Annotated in this window: 11 protein-coding genes; 4 read left to right on the forward strand and 7 right to left on the reverse strand. The window is 68.4% G+C overall.

Annotated features, from left to right (window positions below; genetic code table 11):
• Positions 1–231: 231 nt before the first annotated feature.
• Positions 232–1,365 (reverse strand): homocysteine S-methyltransferase family protein, encoded by a 1,134-nt coding sequence (locus AAG688_RS09105; protein ID WP_411831943.1) that lies wholly within the window; start codon positions 1,363–1,365, stop codon positions 232–234.
• Positions 1,362–2,357, reverse strand: a complete 996-nt coding sequence (locus tag AAG688_RS09110) for an ArsR/SmtB family transcription factor (protein ID WP_411831944.1) — start codon at positions 2,355–2,357, stop codon at positions 1,362–1,364. The genes AAG688_RS09105 and AAG688_RS09110 overlap by 4 nt, the downstream gene beginning before the upstream one ends.
• Before the next feature lie 123 nt (positions 2,358–2,480).
• On the opposite strand from AAG688_RS09110, the gene AAG688_RS09115 reads away from it, so the two are divergent.
• Positions 2,481–3,629: an acyl-CoA dehydrogenase family protein gene (locus tag AAG688_RS09115; RefSeq protein WP_411831945.1), complete on the forward strand. Its 1,149-nt coding sequence runs from the start codon at positions 2,481–2,483 to the stop codon at positions 3,627–3,629.
• Between the two features lie 93 nt (positions 3,630–3,722).
• On the opposite strand, the gene AAG688_RS09120 is transcribed toward AAG688_RS09115, so the two are convergent.
• The 3 genes from AAG688_RS09120 to AAG688_RS09130 are packed head-to-tail and all read right to left on the reverse strand — an operon-like array spanning position 3,723 to position 8,804.
• Positions 3,723–6,881 carry a multidrug efflux RND transporter permease subunit gene (locus AAG688_RS09120; protein WP_411831946.1) on the reverse strand — a complete coding sequence of 1,053 codons (3,159 nt, stop codon included), beginning with the start codon at positions 6,879–6,881 and terminating at the stop codon, positions 3,723–3,725.
• Positions 6,882–6,892: 11 nt separating this feature from the next.
• Positions 6,893–8,122, reverse strand: a complete 1,230-nt coding sequence (locus tag AAG688_RS09125) for an efflux RND transporter periplasmic adaptor subunit (RefSeq protein WP_411831947.1) — start codon at positions 8,120–8,122, stop codon at positions 6,893–6,895.
• 34 nt (positions 8,123–8,156) lie between these two features.
• On the reverse strand, positions 8,157–8,804 hold the full coding sequence (locus AAG688_RS09130; RefSeq protein ID WP_411831948.1) for a TetR/AcrR family transcriptional regulator: 648 nt from the start codon (positions 8,802–8,804) through the stop codon (positions 8,157–8,159).
• Between the two features lie 366 nt (positions 8,805–9,170).
• On the opposite strand from AAG688_RS09130, the gene AAG688_RS09135 reads away from it, so the two are divergent.
• The 3 genes from AAG688_RS09135 to AAG688_RS09145 all read left to right on the forward strand — a co-directional run bounded on the left by AAG688_RS09135 (position 9,171) and on the right by AAG688_RS09145 (position 16,060).
• A complete protein-coding gene (locus AAG688_RS09135; protein ID WP_411831949.1) occupies positions 9,171–14,183 on the forward strand; it encodes an NAD-glutamate dehydrogenase in 5,013 nt (1,670 codons plus the stop codon).
• A 100-nt stretch (positions 14,184–14,283) separates the two neighbouring features.
• Positions 14,284–15,054, forward strand: coding sequence for an NAD kinase (locus AAG688_RS09140; RefSeq protein ID WP_411831951.1), 771 nt, complete (start codon positions 14,284–14,286; stop codon positions 15,052–15,054).
• A 94-nt stretch (positions 15,055–15,148) separates the two neighbouring features.
• A complete protein-coding gene (locus AAG688_RS09145; RefSeq protein ID WP_411831952.1) occupies positions 15,149–16,060 on the forward strand; it encodes a 5'-nucleotidase in 912 nt (303 codons plus the stop codon).
• Positions 16,061–16,103: 43 nt separating this feature from the next.
• On the opposite strand, the gene AAG688_RS09150 is transcribed toward AAG688_RS09145, so the two are convergent.
• Together AAG688_RS09150 and AAG688_RS09155 are read right to left on the reverse strand one after the other, a co-directional pair.
• Entirely contained in the window at positions 16,104–16,559 is a 456-nt protein-coding gene (locus AAG688_RS09150; RefSeq protein WP_411831953.1) for a hypothetical protein, read from the reverse strand.
• Between the two features lie 120 nt (positions 16,560–16,679).
• The gene (locus tag AAG688_RS09155; protein ID WP_411831954.1) at positions 16,680–17,186 is read right to left on the reverse strand and encodes a hypothetical protein; all 507 of its coding nucleotides are present in this window, start codon (positions 17,184–17,186) and stop codon (positions 16,680–16,682) included.
• Between the last annotated feature and the right edge of the window lie 186 nt (positions 17,187–17,372).

Consider the following 17,372-nt stretch of genomic DNA (forward strand, 5'->3'; position numbering starts at 1 on the left):
TTCCCCCGCTTGCGGGGGGTGAGGACGGCCTGTTTGCGCGGCATTGCCGCGCAGGCCGGCCGAACGCCCGGCACGCTGCGCCGGGCCGGGCAGGTGCCCGAAGGGCGGATGGGGGCAGGACGCGCGCGGGATGGCCGGTCAGATCGAGAGCGTGGCTTGTCCTCATCCGGCGCTTCGCGCCACCTTGTCCCGCAAGCGGGAGAAGGGATGGAGCAGACGATCTCAATCGAGTCATGCCGCCCGCTCCAGCGCCTGCGGGAGCCTGCGCGGCGCAATACCCGCCACCGCCTCGGCAATCGCACGGATGTGCTCGGGCGTCGTGCCGCAGCATCCGCCGACCAGGTTGAGCAAGCCGGATTGCGCGAACTCCTTCAGCGTCGCGGCCATCTCCTCCGGCGTCTCGTCGTACTCGCCGAACGCGTTCGGCAAGCCTGCATTGGGGTGCGCGCTGACATGGCAGTCGGCCACTGTCGCCAGCGTTTCCACGTGCGGGCGCAGGTCGCCGGCGCCGAGCGCGCAGTTCAGGCCGACGGACAGCGGCCGGCCGTGCGCCACCGAGGTGTAGAACGCCTCGGCGGTCTGCCCTGAGAGCGTGCGGCCGGAGGCGTCGGTGATGGTGCCGGAGATCATCACCGGCAGCCGCGCGCCGCGCGCGTCGAAGGCTTCCTCGATGGCATACAGCGCGGCCTTGGCGTTGAGCGTGTCGAAGATGGTCTCGACCATCAGCGTGTCGGCGCCGCCGTCGATCAGGCCGTCGATGGCCTCGCGGTAGGTGACGCGCAGTTCGTCGAAATCGGTATTGCGGAAACCGGGGTCGTTGACGTCCGGGCTGATCGAGGCGGTGCGGCTGGTCGGGCCGAGCACGCCGATGACGAAGCGGGGACGATCCGGCGTGCGCGCCTCGATCTCGTCGCAGGCCTGCCGCGCCACCTGTGCACCGGCCTTGTTGAGTTCGTAGACCAGATGCTCGAGGTGGTAGTCGGCCTGGCTGATCGAGGTGGCGTTGAAGGTGTTGGTCTCGATCAGGTCGGCACCGGCTTCCAGGTAGTCGCGGTGGATGCCGGCGATGATCTCCGGCCGGGTCAGCAGCAGCAGGTCGTTGTTGCCCTTCAGATCATGGCCGCAGTGCGGGCCGTGGTCGTCGTGCGCCGGGTGATGGCTGTGGTCGTAGCCGTCGGCGAAACGCTCGCCGCGGTAGTCGGTCTCCTCCAGCCGGTGGCGCTGGATCATCGTGCCCATCGCGCCGTCGATGACGAGGATGCGCTCGGACAGCGCCTTCAGCAGCTTCTCGGCGCGCGCGGGATTGAGCCAGGGCAAGCGATATGGGGCCGGGGGCCGGGGGGCGGGGGCCAGGGGGGACGTCATGGTTGCGCCTTCCGCCGGGGATTGGCTTCTGCTCGCCCTGGCTCCTGGTCCCTGGCCTCTGCCCCCTGCTTCACCGCAATCAGCGAGATCACCTCGAAGTGCGGCGGGCGCTTCTCACGGGTGACGGTTTCCAGGCTGGCCACGTGCAGGCCGGGCTTCTCGACGAAGCGGCGCAGTTCCTTGGCGGTGAAGCCCAGGTTGACGTGGCCGAAGGCCTCCACCGCGACGCGGTGCTCGTGCCGGGCCAGGCTGCTCAGCAGCAGGCGGCCGCCCTTGCGCAGCACCCGCGCGGCCTCGGCCACCGCCTGTGCGGGCTTGCCGGAATAGGTGAGCGCGTGCATCAGCACCACGAGGTCGAAGCTGCCGTCCTTGAACGGCAGCGCGTGCATGTCGCCCTCGCGCACCTCGACGTTCTCCAACCGGCGCAGGCGTTCGCTGGCCGCGGCGACCACGCGCGCGCTGGTGTCGATGCAGACGTACCGGCGCGCGTGCGGGGCCAGCAGTTCGGCCAGCACGCCGTCGCCGGAGGCGATGTCGAGCACGTCGCCGGTTTCCAGCAGCGGCAGGGCGGTGCGCGCCAGCGCCTCCCAGGTGCGGCCGGGCGAGTAGTGGCGCTCCATGTCGCCGGCCACCGAGTCGGCCCAGTTCTGGTCGGCCGCACGCATGGCCAGCACCGACGGCACGCGCTCGGCGTCCTGGCGCAGCAGCGGGTCGTCGCTGCCGCTGCTGAGCGCGTGCCACAATGCCCGCTGGGCGGCGTCCAGCTTGGCCTCGTCGAAGCGGTAGTAGGCCGACACGCCGGCGCGGCGATCGCGCACCAGCCCGGCCTCCTTGAGCCTGGCCAGGTGGGTGGACACGCGCGGCTGCGCCAGCCGGGTGATGGCCGACAGCTCGGCCACGGTCAGTTCCTCCTGCTCCAGCAGCGCCAGCAGGCGCACGCGGGTGGCGTCGGCGAAGACCTTCAGGCGGGACGACCAGTCCTCCAGATCCATAAATATCTTCCTATCGCGATATAGAGATATTAGCGTCCGCCGGCGCCGGGGGTCAAGCGGCATGCGTGCGCGTACGGGGCTGCCGCTACAATGGCGGTTTCAATTGGTATGTGAGGGGTAGCCGTGGATTTCGCATTCACCGAAGAGCAGCTGATGATCCAGGACGTGGCGCGCCGGATCGCGCAGGAGAAGATCGCGCCCAGCGCCGAGCACCACGACAGGAGCGGCGAGTTCCCGCTGGATAACATCCGCCTGCTCGGCGAGAACGGCCTGATGGGCATCGAGGTGCCGACCGAGTACGGCGGCGCCGGCATGGATCCGATCGCCTACGTGCTGGCGATGGTCGAGATCGCCGCCGCCGACGCCGCCCATTCCACCATCGTGTCGGTCAACAACTCGCTGTTCTGCAACGGCATCCTGAAGTTCGGCAGCGAGGCGCAGAAGCAGAAGTACGTGCGCGCCATCGCCGAAGGCCGCGAGATCGGCGCCTTCGCGCTGACCGAGCCGCAGTCCGGCTCCGACGCCACCGCGATGCGCTGCCGCGCGGTCAAGCAGGCCGACGGCGGTTTCGTTGTCAACGGCAAGAAGAGCTGGATCACCTCCGGCCCGGTCGCCCGCTACATCGTGCTGTTCGCGATGAGCGAGCCGGACAAGGGCGCCAAGGGCATCACCGCCTTCATGATCGACACCGGGAAGGCCGGTTTCCACCGCGGCAAGACCGAGCCCAAGCTGGGCATCCGCGCCTCGGCGACCTGCGAGATCGAGTTCACCGACTACGTGGTCGGGCCCGAGGACGTGCTGGGCAAGGAAGGCGAGGGCTTCAAGATCGCGATGGGCGTGCTCGACGCCGGCCGCATCGGCATCGCCTCGCAGGCCATCGGCATCGCCCGCGCCGCCTACGAGGCGACGATTGCCTACGTGAAGGAGCGCAAGGCGTTCGGCGCGCCGATCGGCACCTTCCAGATGACCCAGGCCAAGATCGCCGACATGAAGTGCAAGCTGGACGCGGCGCTGCTGCTGACCCTGCGCGCGGCATGGGTCAAGGGCCAGGATCAGCGCTTCAGCAACGAGGCGGCGATCGCCAAGCTGACCGCCTCGGAGGCGGCGATGTGGATCACCCACCAGGCCGTGCAGATCCACGGCGGCATGGGCTACTCCAAGGAAATGCCGCTGGAGCGCTACTTCCGCGATGCCAAGATCACCGAGATCTACGAAGGCACCTCGGAAATCCAGCGGCTGGTCATCGCCCGCAACGAGACCGGGCTGCGCTGATCTTGTAATTTCCCTCTTCCCCGCTTGCGGGGGAGAAGGGGCAAACAGAAACCCCGGCCTGTGCCGGGGTTTCTTTTGCCTGCAACACAGGCCTCAGCGTATCGAAGCCTTGTCGTGCATCTCCAGGTACTCCTTCGACGGCTCGTCCATCCTGTCGCCGAGCAGCCTGCGCACCGCCACGAAGAACACCGGGATCAGCAGCAGGCCCAGCAGCGTGGCGAACAGCATGCCGCCGATCACGCCGGTGCCGATGGCATGGCGCGAATTGGCGCCGGCGCCGCTGGAGATGGCCAGCGGGAACACGCCCATGATGAAGGCGAACGAGGTCATCAGGATCGGGCGGAAGCGCAGGCGCGCCGCCTCGACCACCGCATCGCGCAGGGTCTTGCCCTCGCGGCGCTGCTCGACCGCGAACTCGATGATCAGGATCGCGTTCTTGGCGGCCAGGCCGATCACGGTGATAAGGCCGATCTTGAAGTAGATGTCGTTCGGCAGCCCGCGCATCCAGGTGAAGATGATCGCGCCCAGCACGCCCAGCGGGACCACCAGCAGCACCGCCACCGGGATGGACCAGCTCTCGTACAGCGCCGCCAGGCACAGGAACACCACCAGGATCGACAGCACCAGCAGCAGGGTGGCGGCGTTGCCGGCCAGGATTTCCTGGTAGGACATGCCGCTCCAGTCGAAGCCGAAGCCCTGCGGCAGGTCGTTGTTGACGATGTCCTCCATCGCCTGCATCGCCTCGCCCGAGCTGCGGCCGGGGATCGGCGCGCCGACGATGTTGACCGCCGAGTAGCCGTTGTAGCGGCTCAGCGCCGGTGCGCTGGTGATCCATTCCGGCGTGACCACGCTGTCCAGGGGGATCATCGCCGGCGTGCCGTCGGCGTCGGTGGCGGCGTTGCTGGGGGTGAAGAAGCGGCCCAGCGACTCGGGCCCGGTGCGGTACGGCGCATCGGCCTGCATCGTCACCCGCTTGATGCGGCCTTGGTAGAAGAAGTCGTTGACGTACACCGGCGCCAGCATCAACTGGATCGAGCTGTAGATGTCGTTGACCGACATGCCCATCGACTGCGCCTGCACGCGGTCCACGTGCAGTTGCAGCTGCGGCGCGTTCTCCAGCGTGTTGGGGCGCACGCCGGTCAGCAGGTCCTGCCTCTCGGCGGCCTTGCCCAGCAACTGGTTGCGGGCCTGCGTCAGCGCTTCCTGGCCGGCGCCGCTGCGGTCCTGCAGCCACATGTCGAAGCCGCCGAACTGGCCCAGGCCGTTCACCGTCGGCAGGTTGACCACGAAGATGCCGGCCTCCTTGATGCCGAAGAAGGCGCCGTTCATCTGGTTGATGAAGTCGGTGACGTTGACGTCGCGCTCGTCCCAGGGCTTGAGCCGGATGAAGGCCATGCCGACGTTCTCGCCCTGGCCGACGAAGCTGAAGCCGGCCACCTGCATCATGCCCTCGTAGGCGTCCTGCTGCTCGAGGATGCCGCGCATCTGCCCGAATACCTCGTTGGTGCGCGCCTTGCTGGAGCCGGGCGGCAACTGCACGATGGCCAGCGCGTAGCCCTGGTCCTCCTCGGGGATGAAGCTGCCGGGCAGGCGGGTGAACAGGAATCCGCACAGCACCACCAGCACGGCGAACACCATCATCCAGCGCGGCGTATGCTTGATCGCGCTACCGATGTGGCCGACGTAGCTGCGGCTCACCTTGTCGTAGTACTTGTTGAAGACCCGGAAGACGATGTTCGGCCGCTCGCCGTGCGTGCTCTTCAGGAAGCTGGCGCACAGCGCCGGGGTGAAGCCCAGCGCCAGGAACGCCGAGAAGCCCATCGAGATGGCGATGGTCAGCGCGAACTGCTTGTAGATCTCGCCGGCCGCGCCGCCCTGCAACGCGCTGGGGATGAACACCGCCGCCAGCACCACCGTGATCGCGATGACCGCGCCGGTGATCTGGTCCATCGCCTTGCGGGTGGCCTCCTTCGGCGGCAGGCCTTCCTCGCTCATGATGCGCTCGACGTTCTCGATGACCACGATCGCGTCGTCGACCACGATGCCGATCGCCAGCACCATCGCGAACAGGGTGAGCTGGTTGATGGTGAAGCCGATGATGCTCATGCCCAGGAAGGTGCCGAGCAGGGCGACCGGGATCACCAGCGTAGTGATGACGGTGGCGCGGAAGTTCTGCAGGAACAGCAGCATCACCAGGAACACCAGCACCAGCGCCTCGGCCAGCGTCTTGACCACCTCCTCGATGGAGATGCGCACGAAGGTGGTGCTGTCGTAGGGCGAGAACCAGGTCACGCCCTGCGGGAAGCTGGGCTGCAGTTCGTCCATCTTGGCGCGCACCGCGCCGGCCACGTTGAGCGCGTTGGCGCCGGGCAGCAGCTGGATGGCGAAGGCGCCGGTCGGCTTGCCGTTGTAGCGGGTGTCGAAGCCGTAGGAGGCCGGCCCGAACGCGACCCGACCCACGTCCTTCAGCCGCACCGTGGTGCCGTCGCGGTTGGCGCGCAGGATGATGTTCTCGAACTGCTCGGGCGTGCTGAAGCGGCCTTCGGCCGACACCGTGGCGGTGAAGCCCTGGCCTTCCGGCGCCGGGTCCGAGCCGACCGCGCCGGCGGCGAACTGCACGTTCTGCCCGCGGATGGCGGCCAGCACCTGGCTGGCCGACAGGTTGTAGCCGCGCAACTGGTCCGGGTTGAGCCAGATGTTCATGGCGTACTCGGAACCGAAGTGCTGGGTGCTGCCGACGCCGGGGATGCGCGAGATCTGGTCGAGCACGCGCGAGCCGACGATGTCGTTGAGCGCGTCGCGGTCGACGGCCGGGTTCTCCGACTGCAGGCCCACCACCATCAGGAAGCCGGCGTTGGCCTTGGCCACCACCACGCCCTGCTGCACGACCTCGGTGGGCAGCCGCGGCGTGGCCAGCGAGACCTTGTTCTGCACCTGCACCTGGGCGATGTCCGGGTCGGTGCCCGACTCGAAGGTCAGGGTGATGCTGGCGCGTCCGCTGGAGCTGGACGAGGAGTTGAAGTAGAGCAGGTTGTCGATGCCGGTGAGCTGCTGCTCGATGATCTGGGTGACCGCGCGCTCGGTGGTGTCGGCGCTGGCGCCGGGATAGCTGGCGCCAACGGTGACCTGCGGCGGGGCGATGTTGGGATACGACTCGACGCCCAGGTTGAGGATCGAGATCACGCCCGACAGCGAGATCAGGATGGCCACCACCCAGGCGAAGACCGGGTGCTCGATGAAGAATTTAGGCATGGGCGGGGTCCTTACTCGGCCTGCTTGCCGTCGGCCGCGTCATCGCCGGCCGCGGCTTCGGGCGCCGCGTCGGCGGGAGCGGGGGCGGCTGGCGCATTGCCGTTGGCGGCGGCCGGCGGCGTCCACGGCGTCGGCTTGGCCGGTGCGCCTTCCTTGACCTTCTGCAATCCCGCCACGATCACCTGGTCGCCCGGTTGCAGGCCTTCGCTGATCAGCCACTGGCCGTCCTGCGCGCGGTCGGTGACCACGTTGCGGCGGAGCACGTTGCCGTCCTTGCCGACCACCATCGCGTAGGCGCCGTTGGCGTCGCGCTGGATCGCCGCCTGCGGCACCAGGTAGGCGCCGCTGCGCGAACCCAGGGTCGCCTGCAGGGTGACGAACATGCCGGGCAGCAGGCTCAGCTCGGGGTTGGGCACGCGCGCGCGCAGCGACACCGAGCCGGTCGCCGGGTCGGCGACGATGCCGGAGAAGTCGAGCATGCCGGTGTGTGCATGGACGCGGCCGTCCGGCAGCAGCACCCGCACCGGCGATTCGCCGGCGGCGTTGAGCTCGACGCCGCCTTCGCCCTGCGCGCGGCGCAGGCTGTCCAGTTCGCTGACGCTCATCGAGAAGTTCACGTACAGCGGATCGATCTGGTCGATGGTGGTCAGCAGGGTCGCCTCGCCCTGGCCGACCAGTGCGCCCTCGGTGACCTGCTGCTTGCCGGCGCGGCCGGAGATCGGCGCGGTCACGGTGGCGTAGCCCAGGTTGATGCGCGCGCTCTCGACGTTGGCGCGCGCCTGCTGCACGGCGGCGGCGGCGCTGCGCTCGGCGGCCTCGGCGTTGTCCAGGTCCGAGCGCGACACGAAGCGCTGCGGCGCCAGCTGGCGGGCGCGCTCGGCGGCGGTGCGGGCGTTGGCGTGGGTGGCCTGCGCGGAAGCCAGGTTGGCCTGCGCGGCGCTCAGCGAGGCTTGCAGCGGCGCCGGATCGATCAGGAACAGCGCCTGGCCTTCCTTCACGTCGCTGCCTTCCTTGTAGACGCGCTTGACCAGCACGCCGGGCACGCGTGCGCGGACGTCGGAACTGCGGTACGGCGACAGCCGGCCGACCAGGTCGCGCTGCAGCGGCACGGTCTGCGGGCTGACGGTCACTACGCCCACTTCCGGCGGCGGCATCTGCGGGGGCTGGGCTTCCTGCTTGCAGGCGGCCAGGGCGACGAGGATGGCGCAGCCCAGGGCGAGCGAACGGGCGGGGGAGGTCATGGAGGGGCTCCGTTGTCAGTATCGTTGTTGTTGGTTATCGACCGGCGGGATCCGGCGCAGGTTCTGCAGCCGCGGGATCAGCGGGCGTGAAGGCCCGCAGGAAGGCATCGACCACGTATTCGGCCCAGCGCCTGCGCTCGTCGGCTGCGGCGCGATGGGGCACGGCGAAACGCTGGCGCTCGGCGTCCAGGCCGGCGAGCATGCCCAGCAGCAGTTCGGCGGCACAGTGCGGATGGTCATGCCGCAACTGGCCGCGCCGCATCGCCGCGGCCAGCCATTCGGCCAAATGGCGCTGCAGGGCGGCATGGCCGTCCTCGTAGAGCGTCCGTGCCTCGCGCGGGAATTCATGCGCGCTGGCCTCCAGCAACTGGCAGGCCGCCATCGCCGCGGGGTCGCCGCGGCGCTGCAGGTGTTCGAGGGCGAACCCGAGCAGGCTCTCGCGCACGCTGCGTCCTTCCAGCCGCAACGGCGCCGTCGCCACGTCCAGGTGCGAGTCGATCACGCTGCGCAGCAGCGCCTGCTTGCTGCCGAACTGGGCGTACAGGGTCTGCTTGGAGCAGCCCACGCGCGCGGCCACCGCCTCCATGCTGATGCGGAAGCCCTGTTCGGCCATGAGTTCGCGCACGGCCTGGTGCGCGCGCTGGCGGCGGTTGGTCGCCAGGGTGCTGGCTATCGCATTCATAGGGGCTGGACTATACCGTCCAGTACAGAATTTGAACAGGCTTGTGCGGCGTGCGGAAATCTGCACCGCGCGGCAGGGCGGCCATCCTCCTCGGATCCTGCACGGTGGCGTGACGGCGGTTGGCGAAAGGGGCGCGCGCCGGATTTTGCGCGATGTGCAGTGTGGCAATGCAGGGCGGAACCCGGCGCGCTCCCGCATGCGTTGGAACCCCACACGCCGGCGAACGGTCGCAGGGGATGGCGGCATCGGGCGCGGGTTTGCGGAAATCCGGGAAAAAAAGCGGTTTTTGATGCCTCGCAGCAAGGTTGCCTGCGACCGCGGAGCTACAATGGCGGCTTGATTTCCTCTGTCGAGTCATCGCCCGCCATGAACGTTGTTCGAAAACCCAAGAAGAAACCGACAAGCAAGACCGCCACCGCCGGCAAGAAGGCCCCCGCCGGGGCTTCCACCGCCAAGGCCGGTGCGGTGGCGAAGCCGCAACAAGCGGCCACCGGTTTCTCGCTCGAGCCCATCCGCGCCGTGCTGCGCAAGCGCGTGCCGGCCGCGCGCCAGGCCGAGGCCATCGCCTTCGCCGAGTCCTTCTACAAGCGCATGGAGGGCGACGAATATCCCTACCACAGCGCCGAGTCCTGGGCCGCGCTGGCGCTGGACATCCTCGAATTCGCCCGCGTGCGCAAGCCCGGCACCGCCAACGTGCAGGTGTTCAACGCCACCACCAAGGCCAACGGCTGGGAATCGCCGCACACGGTGCTGCAGATCGTCAACGACGACATGCCGTTCCTGGTCGATTCGGTCAGCATGGCGCTGGCCGAGATGGGCATCGGCGTGCACGTGCTGGGCCATCCGCTGGTGCGCATCACCCGCGACAAGGCCGGCCGCATCACCGCGGTGGGCGAGGGCAAGGCCGAATCGCTGATGGCGCTGGAAATCGACCGCCAGCGGCCGGAGGACATGGCCGCCATCGAGCAGCGCATCCGCACCGTGCTCGGCGAGGTGCGCGCGATCGTGCGCGACTGGAGCCCGATGCGCGAGAAGATGCTGGCGCTGGCCGACGACCTGGCCACCCGGCGCCTGCCGGTGGACGACAGCGGCAGGCGCGAGGCGCAGGAGTTCCTGCGCTGGGCCGCCAACGACCATTTCACCTTCTTCGGCTACCGCGAATACCGGGTCGAGAAGTCCACCGGCGTCCTGCGCGCGGTCGAGGACAGCGGCCTGGGCCTGCTGCGCAACCAGGACACCACCCCGCCGCGCAACATCAAGACCTTGGCCGCGCACTACCTGCCGCAGTCCGGCTCGGTCGATGCGCTGATCCTGACCAAGACCAACCGCCGCTCCAGCGTGCACCGCCCGGGCAACATGGACTACATCGGCGTGCTCGAGTTCGACGCCGGCGGCAACCCGATCGCCGAGCAGCGCTTCATCGGCCTGTACACCTCCGGCGCCTACAACCGCCGCCCGTGGGAAATCCCGCTGGTGCGCGAGCGCCACGAATACGTCATGCGCAAGTCCGGCCTGTCGCCCAGCAGCCACAGCGGCAAGGCGCTGCGCCACATCCTGGAGACGCTGCCGCGCGAGGAGTTGTTCCAGTCCAGCGAGGAGGAACTGCACCGCACCGCGATGGGCATCCTCGGCCTGCAGGAGCGCGTGCGCAGCCGGCTGTTCCTGCGCCGCGACCGCTACGGGCGCTTCTATTCGGCGCTGGTCTACATCCCGCGCGAGCGCTTCAACACCGACGTGCGCCTGCGCATCGAGGCCTTGCTGAAGAACGCGCTGAGCGGCGAGTACGTCGACAGCACCGTCCAGCTCGGCGAATCGCCGCTGGCGCAGCTGCACCTGACCATCCGCCCGAAGGCCGGCGAGCGCATCGACGTCGACACCGTCGCGCTGGAAGCCGACATCGCCCACCTGCTGCGCAACTGGCAGGACGACCTGCGCGAGACGCTGATCGCCCGCCACGGCGAGTCCGAGGGCCTCAAGCTGGCCGGCAGCTACGGCCGCGCCTTGCCGGCCGGCTACATCGAGATCGTCTCGCCCGAGGGCGCGGCCAGCGACGTGGCCCACCTGGCCGCGCTAACCGGCCCGCAGGACCTGCGGCTGAGCCTGCACGTGTCGCGCCGCCAGCGTCCCGGCCAGGGCCGGCTGCGGCTGAACCTGTACCGCCAGGAACAGGACATCCCGCTGTCCGACGCGCTGCCGCTGATGGAGAACATGGGCCTGCGGGTGATGTCCGAGCATCCGTTCCGCCTGGAGTCCGGCGACGGCGTGGCCTACATCCAGGAGTTCGAGGTCGAATCGACCCTCGGCGCGCTGGACGTGGACCGGCTGGCCGCGCCGTTCGAGGAGGCGTTCGCGCGCGTGTGGCGCGGCGACGCCGAGAACGACGGCTTCAACCGGCTGGTGCTCGGCGCCGGCCTGGACTGGCGCCAGGTCGCGCTGCTGCGCGGCTACTGCAAGTACCTGCTGCAGACCGGCGTGCCGTTCTCGCAGGGCTACATCGAGGAAACCCTCAACCGCTACCCGCTGCTGTCGCGGCTGCTGGTCGAGCTGTTCGAGGCGCGCTTCGACCCGGCCGCTGGCCAGAAGGCGCAGATCAAGCAGGACCAGCAGCACCTGCAGGCGCAACTGGCCGCGCTGGCCAGCGGCGACGAGGCCACGCTGAAGGCGCTGCAGCCGATCGTCGATGCGCGCGCGCAGGCGCGCCAGGCGCGCATCGACACCGCGCTGCAGACGCTGGTGAAGCTGCTGGATCGCGTTTCCAGCCTGGACGACGACCGCATCCTGCGCGCCTTCATCGGCGCGATGGAAGCCACCCTGCGCACCAGCTACTACCAGCTCGGCAAGGACGGCCAGCCGGCGCAGACGATCAGCTTCAAGTTCGATTCGGCCAAGGTGCCGGACCTGCCCAAGCCGCGCCCGTACCGAGAGATCTTCGTGGTCGGCCCGCGCGTGGAAGGCGTGCACCTGCGCTTCGGCCCGGTCGCGCGCGGCGGCCTGCGCTGGTCGGACCGTCGCGAGGACTTCCGCACCGAGGTGCTGGGCCTGGTCAAGGCGCAGATGGTCAAGAACACCGTCATCGTGCCGGTCGGCGCCAAGGGCGGCTTCGTGGTCAAGCGCCCGCCCGCCGGCGGCGACCGCGACGCGGTGCAGGCCGAGGGCATCGCCTGCTACAAGCTGTTCATCCAGGGCCTGCTCGACATCACCGACAACATCGTCGGCGGCAAGATCGTGCCGCCGGCCGACGTGGTGCGCCACGACCAGGACGATCCCTACCTGGTGGTCGCCGCCGACAAGGGCACGGCGACCTTCTCCGACATCGCCAACGGGCTGGCCATCGCGCACGGCTTCTGGATGGGCGACGCGTTCGCCTCCGGCGGCTCGGTCGGCTACGACCACAAGGGCATGGGCATCACCGCGCGCGGCGCGTGGGAGTCGGTCAAGCGGCATTTCCGCGCGCTCGGCCGCGATTCGCAGACGCAGGACTTCACCTGCGTGGGCATCGGCGACATGTCCGGCGACGTGTTCGGCAACGGCATGCTGCTGAGCCGGCACATCCGCCTGGTGGCCGCGTTCGACCATCGCCACATCTTCCTGGATCCGAATCCGGACGCGGCCGCGTCGTTCAAGGAGCGCGAGCGCCTGTTCAAGGTGCCGCGCTCGAGCTGGGCCGACTACGATGCCAAGCTCATCAGCAAGGGCGGCGGCATCCATCCGCGCAGCGCCAAGTCGATCGAGATCACCCCGGAAGTGCGCACCGCGCTGGGCCTGGCCGACGGCGTCAAGTCGCTCACCCCCAACGAGCTGATGAGCGCGGTCCTCAAGGCGCCGGTGGACCTGCTGTGGAACGGCGGCATCGGCACCTACATCAAGTCGTCCGCCGAAAGCCACGCCGACGTCGGCGACCGCGGCAACAACGCCCTGCGCATCGATGGCCGCGACCTGCGCTGCAAGGTGGTGGGCGAGGGCGGCAACCTGGGCATGACCCAGCTCGGCCGCATCGAGGCCGCCAGGCAGGGCGTGTTGCTCAACACCGACTTCATCGACAACTCCGCCGGCGTGGACACCTCAGACCACGAGGTCAACATCAAGATCCTGCTCAACGCCGTGGTGCAGTCGAAGAAGCTCACCGTCGACGCGCGCAACAAGCTGCTGGCGGCGATGACCGACGAGGTCGCGCAACTGGTGCTGTGGGACAACTACCGCCAGAACCAGGCGATCAGCCTGATGGAGCGGATGAGCGCGCATCGCCTGGGCTCCAAGCAGCACTTCATCCGCACGCTGGAGTCGCAGGGCCTGCTGGATCGCCAGATCGAGTACCTGCCGTCCGACGCCGAACTGGCCGAGCGCAAGGCGCGCGGGCAGGGCATGACCCGGCCGGAGCTGGCGGTGCTGCTGTCGTATTCCAAGCTGGTGGCGTTCCAGCAGCTGCTGGACTCGGACATCCCCGAGGATCCGTTCCTGTCCAAGGAGCTGCAGCGCTACTTCCCGCAGCCGCTGCAGAAGAAGTACGCCGCGGAGATGGAGAACCACCGCCTCAAGCGCGAGATCATCGCCACCGCGGTGACCAACACCACCATCAACCGGATGGGTGCGACCTTCCTGCTGCGCATGCAGGAGGACACCGGCCGCAGCGTGGCCGAGGTCGCCAAGGCGTTCACCATCACCCGCGAGACGCTGGACGCGCGCGCGCTGTGGAGCCAGATCGACGCGCTCGACGGCAAGGTGCCCGAGTCGGTGCAGGTCGATGCCCTGCAGGTGATCTGGCAGGCGCAGCGTGGCCTGACCCGCTGGCTGCTGACCCGGCCGGGCGCCATCCCGGCCATCGCCACCGCGGTGGATCGCTACCACGACGGCTTCGACGAGATCCGCGCGGCCGATGGCGTGCTGCCCGACTCGCTGCGCCCGACCTACGAGGCCAGCCTGCGCGAATGGAAGGGCAAGGGCCTGCCGGATGCGCTGGCCGGCCAGATCGCCGCGCTGCCGTACCTGGAGCCTTCGGCCGACATCATCGAGCTGGCGCGCGAACGCCGCCTCAAGCCGGTCGAGGTCTCCAAGGTCCACTACCGGCTGGGCGAGGTGCTGCACACGCCGTGGCTGCAGCAGCAGATCGAGGCGCTGCAGGTCGATGGCCGCTGGCACGCGGTCGCGCGCGGGGTGCTGCGCGACGAACTGGCCAGCCACCTGCGCACGCTGACCGGGCAGGTGCTGTCGATGCCCGGCGGCAACGCCGCGGCCAAGGTGCAGGCGTGGCTGCAGCGCGACGATGCCGCGTTGCGCTTCACCCTCAACATGCTCGCCGAACTGGCTTCGCAGAAGACGCTGGACTATCCGACCGCCTCGGTCGCGGTGCAGCGCCTGAGCCAGCTCGCCGCGCAGAAGTGAGGGGTGCGGGATGGCCGGCTTGCGCGCCGGCCATCGCCCGTCGTTACAATCGGGGCGGCCTTCGGGCCGCCCCTTTCGTTTTGCCGCCCCGGAGCCCCGGATGTCCTCGCCGCCCCGCATCGCCTTCCTCGCCAGCCCCACGCCCGAGGCCCAGCAGGTGCTGGCCGTGCTGCAGCGCGATCATGGCGTGCACGCGCCGGAAGACTCCGACGTGCTGTGCGCGCTGGGCGGCGACGGCTTCATGCTGCAGACCCTGCACCGCCACGGCGCGCTGGGAAAACCGGTGTTCGGCATGAAGCTGGGCACGGTGGGCTTCCTGATGAACCAGTACCGGGCCGAGGACCTGCTGGAGCGCATCGCCGCCGCCGAGCCGGCCAAGCTGCGCCCGCTGGAGATGCACGCCATCACCGAGTCCGGCGCCAGCGTCGTCTCGCTGGCCTACAACGAGGTGTCGCTGCTGCGCCAGACTCGCCAGGCCGCGCACCTGTCCATCGATCTCAACGGCCAGACCCGACTGCCCGAGCTCATTTGCGACGGCGTGCTGATCGCCACCCCGGCCGGCAGCACCGCCTACAACTTCTCCGCGCACGGTCCGATCCTGCCGCTGGGCTCGCAGACCATCGCGCTGACGCCGATCGCGCCGTTCCGCCCGCGCCGCTGGCGCGGCGCCATCCTCAAGGCCGACACCGAGGTGCGCTTCCGCGTGCTGGACCCGTACAAGCGCCCGGTCAGCGCCACCGCCGACTCGCACGAGGTGCGCGACGTGGTCGAGGTCACCATCGGCGAGTCGCGCGATCGCATGGTGACGCTGCTGTTCGACCCCGAGCACAACCTGGAAGAACGCATCCTCAGCGAGCAGTTCATGGTCTGACGCGATGCCGCCTCGCCGCCGGGCCGCCGGTGCGCAAGCCCGGCCCGGCATGGATGTCTCAGCGGCTGTGACCGCCATCGCCGATACTGTACGCATGTCCGATAACACCCCCCGCCTGCTGACCATCGCCGTCACCTCCCGCGCGCTGTTCGACCTGGAGGAGAGCCACCGCCTGTTCGAGGAGCAGGGCGTGGAGGCGTACAGCGCCTACCAGCGCACCCACGAGGACGACGTGCTGGCGCCGGGCATCGCATTCCCGGTCGTGCGCAAGTTGCTGGCCCTCAACGAGGGCGCGCCCCCGGAGGCGCCGCGGGTCGAGGTGATCCTGCTGTCGCGCAACTCCGCCGACACCGGCCTGCGCATCTTCAATTCCATCCAGCACTACGGCCTGGGCATCGTGCGCGCCACCTTCACCTCCGGCGAGGCGACCTGGCCCTACGTCAAGCCGTTCGGCACCGATCTGTTCCTGTCGGCCAATCCGGAATCGGTGCGGCGTTCGATCGAGCACGGCATCGCCGCGGCCACCATCCTGCCGGCCGGCGCGCCGCAGCGGCAGCGCCACGAGCACCAGCTGCGCATCGCCTTCGACGGCGACGCGGTGGTCTTCGGCGACGAGAGCGAGCGCATCTCGCGCGAGCAGGGCGTGGAGGCCTTCGGCCGCCACGAGCGCGAGCGCGCCAAGGAACCGCTGTCGGGCGGCCCGTTCAAGAACTTCCTGTCGGCGCTGCACCAGTTGCAGCAGGCGTTTCCGGCCGACGAGCGCTCGCCGATCCGCACCGCGCTGGTGACCGCGCGCTCTGCGCCGGCGCACGAGCGGGTCATCCGCACCCTGCGCGAGTGGGGCGTGCGCCTGGACGAGGCGCTGTTCCTGGGCGGTCGCCACAAGGGACCGTTCCTGGAAGCCTTCGGCGCCGACATCTTCTTCGACGACTCGCAGCACAACATCGACAGCGCCCGCCAGCACGTCGCCGCCGGGCATGTGCCGCATGGGGTGGCCAACACCTAGTCGAAGCGGCGGATGCCCTTCGCAGGTTGCGCCGTCTCCGCTGTCACGGACGGGAAATAAACGCCTGTTTCCATCTTGCCGTACTGATGAGGTAAAGCAGGATCGCCGGATAGATGCAGCTGATGATGAAGCTCAGCGCAAGACTGACTTGCTTCATTTCCGTAACCAGGCGGGAATTCAGCCACAATCCGAGGACGGCGCCAAGGATGCCCAGGATTGCATAGACGAAAGTCCAGGTGCGTCCCCAGGGTGCAAGCTTCAGGATGCCGATGCCAGAGACGATGGCGGCTGCGGCGGCAGGCAGCGAGAGCAATGCTGTCGCCAGCAGGATCATCCAGGGATCATGGCCTTTCCCCATGGACATAAGGGTCATCAATGGATGGGTGAGGTAGAAGGATGCCGTCAGCAGGACGATGATGAAACTGAAGATGCTCATCCCGCTGAAGGTGAAGTTGAGAACAGCGATCGCGGTCATGCCACCAGTGCGTTCCTTGTCCATGTGATGTCCTGTCGGGTTTTGTGAGTCCAGTCGATGAAGCCCATGCGGAACAAAAGCGTCTCGCCGGCGCACGGCAAGGCCTGCGTCATCACGGTGCCGTGGCCAGGCGGAGAGCTGGATTCATCCCGCAGCGGCAGGCTTGCGAAATGCATCCTTCCACTTCGTATTGGTGAGAAGAAACAGGATTACGGGGTAGATGAAGCCGATGATGAAGATTGGCGCTGGATTGGCATGTTGCGCTTGTGGAGTGATGGCGCTGAGGATGCTGACCAAGTTGATCTTGATCTGGACGTCGTTGAGCATCCCGCCCAGCAGGAATCCAAGGCAGGTTCCAAATATCGACAGGATTGCGTAGGTGAGGATCCAGGCGCGGGCCCAGGGCGCGGGCTTCAGGATGCCTATGGCGGAAACGATCGCGGCGGCGGCAGGAGGCAACAGGATCAGCGCCTGCGTCACCAGAAGAATGCCGATCCCCGTACCCATCACTGCGAGCGTCAGCCACGCGTTGTCGGCCATATGGCGGTTGAGTGTCATCAGGCCATGCAGGCAGCTCAGGATGCCCATCCCGCCAAAAAGAAAATTGAGGATTGCGGCCGAGACCATTGCATTCGTGCGTTCCTGTCCCATGTGTCGTCCTTTGGGTTGATGTTGCCCGGGTTGCTTGGCGCATGAATCATGCGGAGTGGATCTGGTTCCAGGGTGAGCCGGTCGAGGACTGGATCGCCCGAATCAGAACCACCAACTGCTTAGACCCTCAGGGCCACGCGGACGTATCGTAAGCCCGCGCGACCGGTATCGCCCCGCGACGCGACC

The sequence above is a fragment of the Pseudoxanthomonas mexicana genome (genome assembly GCF_046736355.1).
Taxonomy (GTDB): domain Bacteria; phylum Pseudomonadota; class Gammaproteobacteria; order Xanthomonadales; family Xanthomonadaceae; genus Pseudoxanthomonas_A; species Pseudoxanthomonas_A mexicana_B.

Excerpts from the sequence above, each read along its gene's own strand:
- AAG688_RS09135 (WP_411831949.1), top strand. The coding sequence starts at position 9,171 with ATGAACGTTGTTCGAAAACCCAAGAAGAAACCGACAAGCAAGACCGCC.
- AAG688_RS09155 (WP_411831954.1), bottom strand. The coding sequence starts at position 17,186 with ATGGGACAGGAACGCACGAATGCAATGGTCTCGGCCGCAATCCTCAAT.
- AAG688_RS09105 (WP_411831943.1), bottom strand. The coding sequence starts at position 1,365 with ATGACGTCCCCCCTGGCCCCCGCCCCCCGGCCCCCGGCCCCATATCGC.
- AAG688_RS09130 (WP_411831948.1), bottom strand. The coding sequence starts at position 8,804 with ATGAATGCGATAGCCAGCACCCTGGCGACCAACCGCCGCCAGCGCGCG.
- AAG688_RS09120 (WP_411831946.1), bottom strand. The coding sequence starts at position 6,881 with ATGCCTAAATTCTTCATCGAGCACCCGGTCTTCGCCTGGGTGGTGGCC.
- AAG688_RS09110 (WP_411831944.1), bottom strand. The coding sequence starts at position 2,357 with ATGGATCTGGAGGACTGGTCGTCCCGCCTGAAGGTCTTCGCCGACGCC.
- AAG688_RS09140 (WP_411831951.1), top strand. The coding sequence starts at position 14,284 with ATGTCCTCGCCGCCCCGCATCGCCTTCCTCGCCAGCCCCACGCCCGAG.
- AAG688_RS09150 (WP_411831953.1), bottom strand. The coding sequence starts at position 16,559 with ATGGACAAGGAACGCACTGGTGGCATGACCGCGATCGCTGTTCTCAAC.
- AAG688_RS09125 (WP_411831947.1), bottom strand. The coding sequence starts at position 8,122 with ATGACCTCCCCCGCCCGTTCGCTCGCCCTGGGCTGCGCCATCCTCGTC.
- AAG688_RS09145 (WP_411831952.1), top strand. The coding sequence starts at position 15,149 with ATGTCCGATAACACCCCCCGCCTGCTGACCATCGCCGTCACCTCCCGC.